Annotated in this window: 6 protein-coding genes; 5 read left to right on the top strand and 1 reads right to left on the bottom strand. The window is 39.5% G+C overall.

Features of this window, described 5'->3' with window-relative positions:
* The 4 genes from coaBC to L652_RS0116425 form a co-directional block, all read left to right on the top strand.
* The coding region (coaBC, locus tag L652_RS0116440; RefSeq protein ID WP_029770335.1) for a bifunctional phosphopantothenoylcysteine decarboxylase/phosphopantothenate--cysteine ligase CoaBC at positions 1 to 831 on the top strand (831 nt) is incomplete at its 5' end.
* A 111-nt stretch (positions 832 to 942) separates the two neighbouring features.
* A complete protein-coding gene (slmA, locus tag L652_RS0116435; protein WP_004335558.1) occupies positions 943 to 1,530 on the top strand; it encodes a nucleoid occlusion factor SlmA in 588 nt (195 codons plus the stop codon).
* Positions 1,531 to 1,670: 140 nt separating this feature from the next.
* Positions 1,671 to 4,439, top strand: coding sequence for a prolyl oligopeptidase family serine peptidase (locus L652_RS0116430; RefSeq protein ID WP_024595538.1), 2,769 nt, complete (start codon positions 1,671 to 1,673; stop codon positions 4,437 to 4,439).
* Between the two features lie 251 nt (positions 4,440 to 4,690).
* Positions 4,691 to 5,794, top strand: coding sequence for a GGDEF domain-containing protein (locus L652_RS0116425; RefSeq protein WP_024595537.1), 1,104 nt, complete (start codon positions 4,691 to 4,693; stop codon positions 5,792 to 5,794).
* A gap of 2 nt (positions 5,795 to 5,796) precedes the next feature.
* Here L652_RS0116425 and L652_RS0116420 read toward each other — a convergent pair whose 3' ends face one another.
* A complete protein-coding gene (locus tag L652_RS0116420; protein ID WP_024595536.1) occupies positions 5,797 to 6,981 on the bottom strand; it encodes an NAD(P)/FAD-dependent oxidoreductase in 1,185 nt (394 codons plus the stop codon).
* 328 nt (positions 6,982 to 7,309) lie between these two features.
* On the opposite strand from L652_RS0116420, the gene L652_RS0116415 reads away from it, so the two are divergent.
* On the top strand, positions 7,310 to 8,734 hold a 1,425-nt coding region (locus tag L652_RS0116415; RefSeq protein WP_024603559.1), incomplete at its 3' end, for a S8 family peptidase.

Genomic DNA, 8,734 nt, shown 5'->3' with positions numbered 1-8,734 from the left:
CCTGCCATGAACCAGCAAATGTATGCACACGCAGCTACACAAGCAAATTTAGCCACATTAAAAGCACGTAACGTACTTATTTGGGGCCCAGGTAAAGGTGAGCAAGCGTGTGGTGATATAGGCGCTGGACGCATGTTAGAGCCACATGAGCTAGTTGCGCTATGTATAGCAAAAGAGCAACCGCAACTACTTGCAGGAAAAACAATTACAATAACGGCAGGNGGCCCAACGCGTGAGCCTCTCGATCCGGTACGTTTTATATCAAATCACAGTTCTGGAAAAATGGGTTATGCACTAGCAGAAGCAGCTTTGCAATTCGGTGCTAAGGTTAATTTAATTTCGGGCCCTGTCACTATAAAAGCCCCAACTGGCGTAAACCTTATTAATATAGAAAGCGCTGAGGAGCTATTAACTGAGTCACTTACCTATGCATCACAATCTGATGCTTTTATAGGTTGCGCTGCTGTTGCGGATTATCGAGCTGCAAACATTGCGACTCAAAAAATGAAAAAGCAAGGCGACGAACTCACCCTTACTTTAACTAAAAACCCTGACGTAATTGCAGCTATTGCAAACCTTACACAAAACCGCCCCTATACGGTTGGATTTGCCGCCGAAACTCAAAATGTAGAAAGCTATGCTAAAGGTAAACTACAAAATAAAAATCTAGATATGATTTGCGCTAATGACGTATCAAAAAGTGGCTTAGGGTTTAATTCCGATCATAATGCTTTAACACTGTACTGGCACAATGAACAACTAGAATTACCAACAACAAGTAAAGTAGAAATAGCTCGCAAGGTGATCGAACAGCTGGCTAAACATCTATAAAAAGGCTGGAAACAAACTGAATAAAACATTAACATACGCCAATCATTTGAACAAAAAATGACTAGGGTTCTTAACTGCGCCACTAAGAATAACTAATAAAAAGGAATGTTCATGCCTGCGACAAAAAGAAGTAATCGCAAAGAGCAAATACTGCAAGCACTCGCACAAATGTTAGAAACTAATTTAGGACAACGCATCACCACAGCAAAACTAGCTGCTGAGGTGGGTGTGTCTGAAGCCGCGCTATACCGTCATTTTCCGAGCAAAGCGCGTATGTTTGAGGGCTTAATTGAGTTTATTGAAGATACCCTTTTATCTCGTATAAATATTATTATTGAAAACGAAAAAGAAAGCCAAACGCGCATTTATAACATTCTATTATTACTTCTAACCTTTGCTGAAAAAAACCCAGGTATTACTCGTATTTTAACGGGCGATGCTCTGCAAGGTGAGCAAGAACGTTTACGCGAACGTGTACAAACCTTGTTTGAAAAACTAGAAACTCAGTTTAAACAAGTGCTTCGTGAGCGCAAATTACGTGAAGGTAAAAACTTTCAAAGTGATGAGCTTACACTTGCAAACTTTTTACTTGCCTACGTTGAAGGCAAAATGAATCAGTTTGTACGTAGCGACTTTAAAGCAAAACCTAGTGTTCAATTTGAAAAACAATGGCTTGAGCTACAAAAAATTTGGCTGTAATGTTTGCTAAATTAATAAATTGAATACTAAAAAACGACCTGCGGGTCGTTTTGTCGTATGTAGCTGCCATTTATCTGATCCGCTCGAATTATGAACCAAACTCGTTACAATGAAACAATGTCATAATACGAGAATCAATAATGAAAACAAAACTCACCTTATTAAGCACGGCACTCGTTGCCAGCTTAACTAGCACCGGCATACACGCCAAAGAATCGCTACAATTTAAAGACGTATTTAGTTTTAAATCAGCTAAAAGCACACAACTATCTGACAATGGTCAAGTACTCACTTTTAGTGCAACGCCGTATCGTGGAAATGCAACTGGTCAAGTTTACTCACTACAAAGCAATACACTCATCGCAGAAGTAGAACGCGGCACTAAGCCTCATATTAATAAAGCCGCTAACTGGGTCGCCTTTACACAAGTACCTACCTTACTTGAAAAAGAAACAACCAAAAAAAAAGACACACTTAAAAACAATCTGGTACTCGTAAACACACAATCAGGTGCCCAACAAAGCTTTGCTAATGTAAAAGATTACACGTTATCTGATGACGGTATGTGGCTTGCTTATCGTTTAAATAAAAAAGACGATGACGCAAAAGTAGAAGATAAAACCGATAGCACTAAAAACGAAGAAGACAACGCTATCACGCCCGATAAAAAAGATAAGAGCTATGCGCTTGTTATCGTAAATTTATCTGATAAACGCACTCATACAATAGAAAACGTATTTAGCTACGCTATTAACTCAGCTAACAGCCAGCTATTAGTGAGTCAAAGTTACAGCGATGGTAATAACAACCAAATAGCGTTAATTGAGCTCAGTGACTTTAATAGCAGCGTATTAATTGATGAACCTGGCGTAATCGCAAATAAAATAGCGTGGCACCCCACTGACAATATTGCAGCGTTTACATTGGGTAACTATGTAAATGATGACACGCGCCGCCGAAACTACACTTTACAGCTATATAAAAACGAGAAGCTCTCAACTATAGATTCACCTAATAAAGCATGGACGTTAGGGAAAACAGCCACCCTTGAATGGTCAGAAAATGGCGAGCGCTTATATTTTGAAAACCATCCTAAATTAGCAGCTAAAGTAAAAACTAAAGAATATACCGACGAAGCCTCACTGTACGACTTTGATACCATACGTGAGCATAAAGGTCTTAATGTATGGCACAACAACGATGCGCAAATAAAACCACGTGAAGAGCAACAATGGAACGAAGTTAATAAAAATCGCCATTACAGTGCGGTGTATCACGTTAACTCGCAAAAAGTTGCGCAACTTAGTACACCAAACATGCCTGAGGTTGCACTAAACCCTCAGCGAGATATATCTTTACTTGGCTCATCTAACATCCCCTACCTAAAAAAAATTATGTACGGCGGTTTTTTTGCTGATTACTTTGCAGTAAATATACACACCGGTAAACAAACTCCAATTATAAGTAACTACCCGTTTAGACCGAGCCTTGCCCCTAATGGTGAGTTTGCAGCTTATTTTAGCGATAGCCAAATACAGTTAAAAGATTTAAAAAATAATAAAGTAACACCGCTTACAAAAGCGATTCAGGCAACCTTTGCTGATGATAAACACGACTACCCATCTACTCAACCTGGTTATGGTTTTGCTGGTTGGATGACCGATAGCAGCCAAGTGCTTGCTTATAGTAAATACGATATTTGGGCGTTTGATGTAAAAACGCAGCAAGCTAAACGCCTAACTAATGGTAAGCAAAGCAATACGCAGTACCGTGTTATTAAGCTTGATAAAACCCAAGTGGGCTTTAAAAAAGGCGATACATTACTTGTCTCTGCTATTAACTTACAAACTAAACAAAGCGAAGTTGCAAAGCTCGACTTAACCACTAACACACTAACTAAGGTGCTTAGCGGTGATAAACGCTTTGATATGGTTAAAAAAGCCAAAAAGGCTGACAAGTACTTATTTACCTCGCAAACTTATAGCCAATTTCCTGATTACTACCAAACAGATTTTAGCTTTAGTTCACCAAAACAAGTGACCACGCTAAACCCACAAATTAGTAATTTTGCCTGGAGCGAAAAGCCAGAACTAATAAGCTATAAAGGCTTTGACGGTGAAGATTTACAAGGTGTATTAATAAAACCAGCGGGATATAAAAAAGGCGATAAAGTACCTGTGGTTGTGTATTTTTACCGTTACATGAGTCAACGCATGTTTGATTTTCCTAAAATGGAATTAAACCATCGCCCTAATTTCCCTATGTTTACCTCAAACGGTTATGCGGTATTTTTACCTGACATTCGTTTTGAAATAGGTCACCCGGGTAAATCGTCAACGCAAACCATGATCAACGCCACCCAAAAATTAATAGATTTAGGCATAGCCGACCCAGATAAAATAGGCTTACAAGGTCACTCTTGGGCAGGCTATCAAAGTGCGTTTATGATAACCCAAACAGATATGTTTAAAGCGGTTGTATCTGGCGCGCCAGTATCAAACATGACCAGTGCTTACAGTGGCATACGTTTGAAATCAGGTCTTGCTCGTCAGTTTCAATACGAAACAGGGCAAAGCCGTATAGGTAAAAACTTATTTGAAGCACCAGAGCTGTACATAGAAAACTCACCGGTGTTTTTTGCAGATAAAGTAAATACCCCTATTTTAATTATGTTTGGCGATAAAGACGATGCAGTGCCTTGGCACGAAGGCGTGCAGTACTACTTAGCGCTTCGTCGCGCAGGTAAAGATGCAACCTTTTTACAATACGAAGGTGAACCACACCACTTGAAAAAGTTTCCTAATCAGGTCGATTTTTCAGTACGTATGATGCAGTACTTTGATCATTACTTAAAAGGCAAACCTGCTGCTAAGTGGATGACACAAGGCGAAGCATTTATAGAGGAATAGATATAGCATTTATTCAGAGCTCTACGTAAGCGATAACGGCGAGCTCTGCGTCAATTAAATCAAGGCGAGGCATATTACATTTAAGTAATCAGTCACTACCTAGTCCTTCATACCTTTGAAAAATGCTGTAATGATCTTTAAACTTTTATAAACACCACCGTATATAAGCGTTTTAATCAAAGTAAAAAACTATAATAAAAGCCTAATATAAGTAATAATCACTAAATTCAGAGGTTAAAGAGTCGTTCATTATGCTAGGTTTTTGGTACAAAGAGTTTCCACAATACCCAAAAGACCATAAGGATTTTTGGCGTACTCGCTTAATAGCCCACTCTTTACTAATAACTACATGTTACTTTTTAGTTTTAACACTCCTCAATCTTTTTTATTTTAAAAGCTATAACATTGCTTTAATTGATGCCTTAGGGCTGACTATATCACTAGGTATCTATACTTGGTTTAATAAAACAGCCAACGTAAATGCAGCAGCATGGGCCGTTGCCCTTATGGTTGTTAGCTTAATAATGATGTTTGTGATTTCTGTAGGCGGACATGCGCATTCTTTATTTTGGGCAACGTTGATCCCGCCTTTTAGCTTTTTTTTAGTTGGAAGAAACTGGGGAAGCCTATTTAGTGCAGTCGCTTTTGCTATTTGTGCGTATCTTGTGTATTTACAACAACAGCAAACTGTAACAATTGGCTTAGGCTCTTTATTTAATCTTATAGAGGTAAGCCTTGCTCATATTTTAATTTTTAGGTTTTACGAAAAAACACGGTTTTCGGCATACACTCGATTATCTATCCGTAACTTAGAAATTCAACACTTAGCAGAAACCGATAAGTTAACGGGGCTTTATAACAGGCAAAAATTTGATTTTGAATTATCACAGTTAATTGCTAAAAATGACGTTTTTAAAACCCCACATTGCTTACTTATTTGCGATATAGATCACTTCAAAAATATAAACGATACCTACGGGCATTTGGTTGGTGATAACGTGCTAACTGAATTTGCAAAAATATTAAAAAGCCGTATGGGAAATGACGCACTTATTGCGCGATGGGGTGGAGAAGAATTCACTATTATTTTATCCAACACCTCTTTAAATGATAGCGCTAAAAAAGCCGATGACCTGAGAAAGTATATTGCCGAAAACACAGTTACAAATGTAGCATTTACTATAAGTATTGGATTAGCAACGATACAAAAAGACGATACAGTGCTAAAACTACTGGAGCGGGCTGATACAGCGCTATATAAGGCTAAAAATAATGGACGCAATAAAGTATGTGTTAGCGATAACGATTCAACCGTTATCGCTCAATCAACTTACTTAGATGGGTTTATAGCCTAAACTTAAGCGTGCTGCCCACAAGCAAATCCACAGCTCCACGCATATTGGAAGTTGTAGCCTCCAAGCCACCCTGTTACGTCAGTTACTTCGCCTATAAAGTATAGGCCTTTAGCTTTTTTAGCTTCAAAGGTTTTTGAGCTCAACTCGTCGGTATCTACACCGCCCAATGTTACTTCTGCTGTTCTATAACCTTCTGTGCCATTGGGTTTAATTTGCCACGCATGAATATAATTTACTAACTCATTTATTTGAGCATGGGTAAGCTGATTAATATTACAATCTGGTATCGCTTTGCTTTCGTGCAGTATTTCTATAAAGCGTTTAGGTAAAATAGTTGCAAGGCTATTTTTTAAGGACTTTTGGGCTTGCGTTTCTCGCCAATCAGCAAGTTGCTGCCTTAAATCAATTTCAGGTAATAAGTTTATAGTTACAGCCTGCCCTGCTCGCCAAAATGAGCTTATTTGCAATATTGCTGGGCCCGATAACCCTCGGTGAGTAAAGAGGATGTTTTCTTTAAATACGGTGCCGTCTTCGCTTGAAACTTCACAAGGGATACTAATTCCCGAGAGCCCTTCAAAACGCTCTTTATCATGCTGATGCAAAGTAAACGGCACAAGTGCAGCCATAGTTGGTAACACGCTTAAGCCAAACTGCTCTGCAATTTTATAACCTATTGGTGTAGCCCCTAGTTTTGGCATAGTTAAGCCACCTGATGCTATAACTAACGACTCACAGCTTAAGGTTTCTTGCTCTGTGGTAACGCTATAGCCGGTTTCGGTTTTTGATACGCTGATCACTTCACTGCGTAGTTTTATATTTACCCCGGCCCACTCACATTCGGTCAGTAAAATATCAACAATGTCTTGTGCATTGTTATCGCAAAAAAGCTGACCTAGTGTTTTATGGTGATACGCCAAGCCATGTCTGTCTACCAGCTCAATAAAGTCATGCTGTGTATAGCGACTTAAACATGATTTAACAAAATGAGCATTTGCGCATAAGTAGTTATCAGGGGTTGCGTTTTCATTTGTAAAATTACAACGCCCACCACCACTTATTAAAATTTTACGACCTGGTTTTTTCCCCATATCAAGTACTGTAACGCTTCGGCCACGGTATCCAGCTTGCGCTGCACACATTAATCCTGCAGCTCCCGCACCTATTACAATTACATCTACTTGACTCATTATTTTACCCTACTAAAAAATTTTTCCGATTATAGCAAAGTTTGATAGCTAACAACGTAGCATTTAAATTATTAGCAATAACACAACAAAAACGCATCAGTAATAAGTCGGGAATAATTACCCGCACAATAAACCAACCCTTTATACTTATTTTTAATTTATATGACAAATACTAAACAACGAGTAAACCGCGAAAAACCTGAGTTATAACTAAATGAAAGAGGTACATAATAAATTGATATTTTAACCTAGTTAACAGATCGTTTACTTTTGTTCCCGCATCGTGATCCTACATCACGAAATAATAAATAAAAATCTAGGGATAATTATGACAACAAGTAAAACTTTTAAAAGATGCGCAATTGCAATTACAGTTAGTACGCTTTTTGCTGCAACATCTGGCATGGCTCAATCAGTTTCAAGTTCAATGGCTGAAACATCGGCTAAACTACAAAGCCAAGGCGGTTTCGAAACTCAGTTCATTATTAAATATAAAAATAATAACGAAATGGCGAGCCTCTCAACTGCAGACGCAAGCCCAGCTAGCATGAAAAAGCGCGCACAAAGCTTTGTTAAAAACTTCGCTTCTAAAAAAGGCAAAGTAAAAGCAAAATACGTTCGTGCAATGGCACTTAATAATCATCACGTAATGCGTGCTGATAAAAAATTAAGTGCGGCTGAGGCCCAAGAGTTTATGCAAGAAATGGTTGATTCTGGCAATGTTGAATACATTGAAGTGGATCAAATGCTAAAGCCGTTTTCAACTCCTAACGATCCACGTTTTGATGACCAATGGCACTACTACGAGCAAGCCGGTGGTTTAAACTTACCGACCGCATGGGATACCGCAACGGGTAGCGGTGTAGTTGTAGCTGTACTAGATACGGGCTACCGCCCTCATGCTGATTTAAACGCTAATATTTTACCGGGTTACGATATGATCTCTAACCTTTCGGTAGCTAATGACGGTGGTGGTCGCGATAGCGATGCACGTGATCCTGGTGATGCAGTTGCTGCGAATGAATGTGGTACTAACGGTGCACAAAACTCTAGCTGGCATGGCACGCACGTAGCCGGCACAGTTGCTGCGGTAACCAATAACGGTGAAGGTGTTGCAGGCGTAGCTTATAACGCAAAAGTAGTGCCTGTTCGTGTACTAGGTAAGTGTGGTGGTTTAACCTCTGATATTGCAGACGGTATTATTTGGGCATCTGGTGGAAGTGTTTCAGGTATTCCTGCTAACTCAAACCCTGCTGATGTAATTAATATGAGTTTAGGTGGGAGCGGTTCATGTAGCTCTACAACTCAAAATGCAATTAACACAGCACGTAGTAACGGCACTGTGGTAGTTATTGCTGCAGGTAACGATAACGATAACTCAGCAAACTACAACCCAGGTAACTGTAACGGTGTAGTAAACGTAGCCTCAGTGGGCCGTAATGGCGGCAGAGCTTATTACTCAAACTACGGTAGCAATATTGATGTTGCAGCACCAGGTGGCGCACAAAGCTTTGCAAACGACTCTGAAGGCGTTCTATCAACTTACAATTCAGGTTCGTCTACACCTTCAAGCGACAGCTATGGCTTTTCACAAGGTACATCAATGGCTGCGCCCCACGTAGCAGGTGTTGCGGCACTTATTAAGCAAGCAAAGCCAGATGCAACGCCTGACGAAATAGAAAGTATTTTAAAATCAACTACCCGTTCGTTCCCTGCAACATGTACTAGCTGTGGTACGGGTATTGTTGATGCT

Origin of the sequence: Pseudoalteromonas sp. TB25, from assembly GCF_000497995.1 — a bacterium.
Taxonomy (GTDB): Bacteria; Pseudomonadota; Gammaproteobacteria; order Enterobacterales; family Alteromonadaceae; genus Pseudoalteromonas; species Pseudoalteromonas distincta.
The sequence above is the reverse complement of the archived record's forward strand: the minus strand, read 5'-3'. Positions and strand labels throughout refer to the sequence as shown.

Coding starts and splice junctions, on each gene's coding strand:
- slmA (WP_004335558.1), top strand. CDS start 943: ATGCCTGCGACAAAAAGAAGTAATCGCAAAGAGCAAATACTGCAAGCA.
- L652_RS0116430 (WP_024595538.1), top strand. CDS start 1,671: ATGAAAACAAAACTCACCTTATTAAGCACGGCACTCGTTGCCAGCTTA.
- L652_RS0116425 (WP_024595537.1), top strand. CDS start 4,691: ATGCTAGGTTTTTGGTACAAAGAGTTTCCACAATACCCAAAAGACCAT.
- L652_RS0116420 (WP_024595536.1), bottom strand. CDS start 6,981: ATGAGTCAAGTAGATGTAATTGTAATAGGTGCGGGAGCTGCAGGATTA.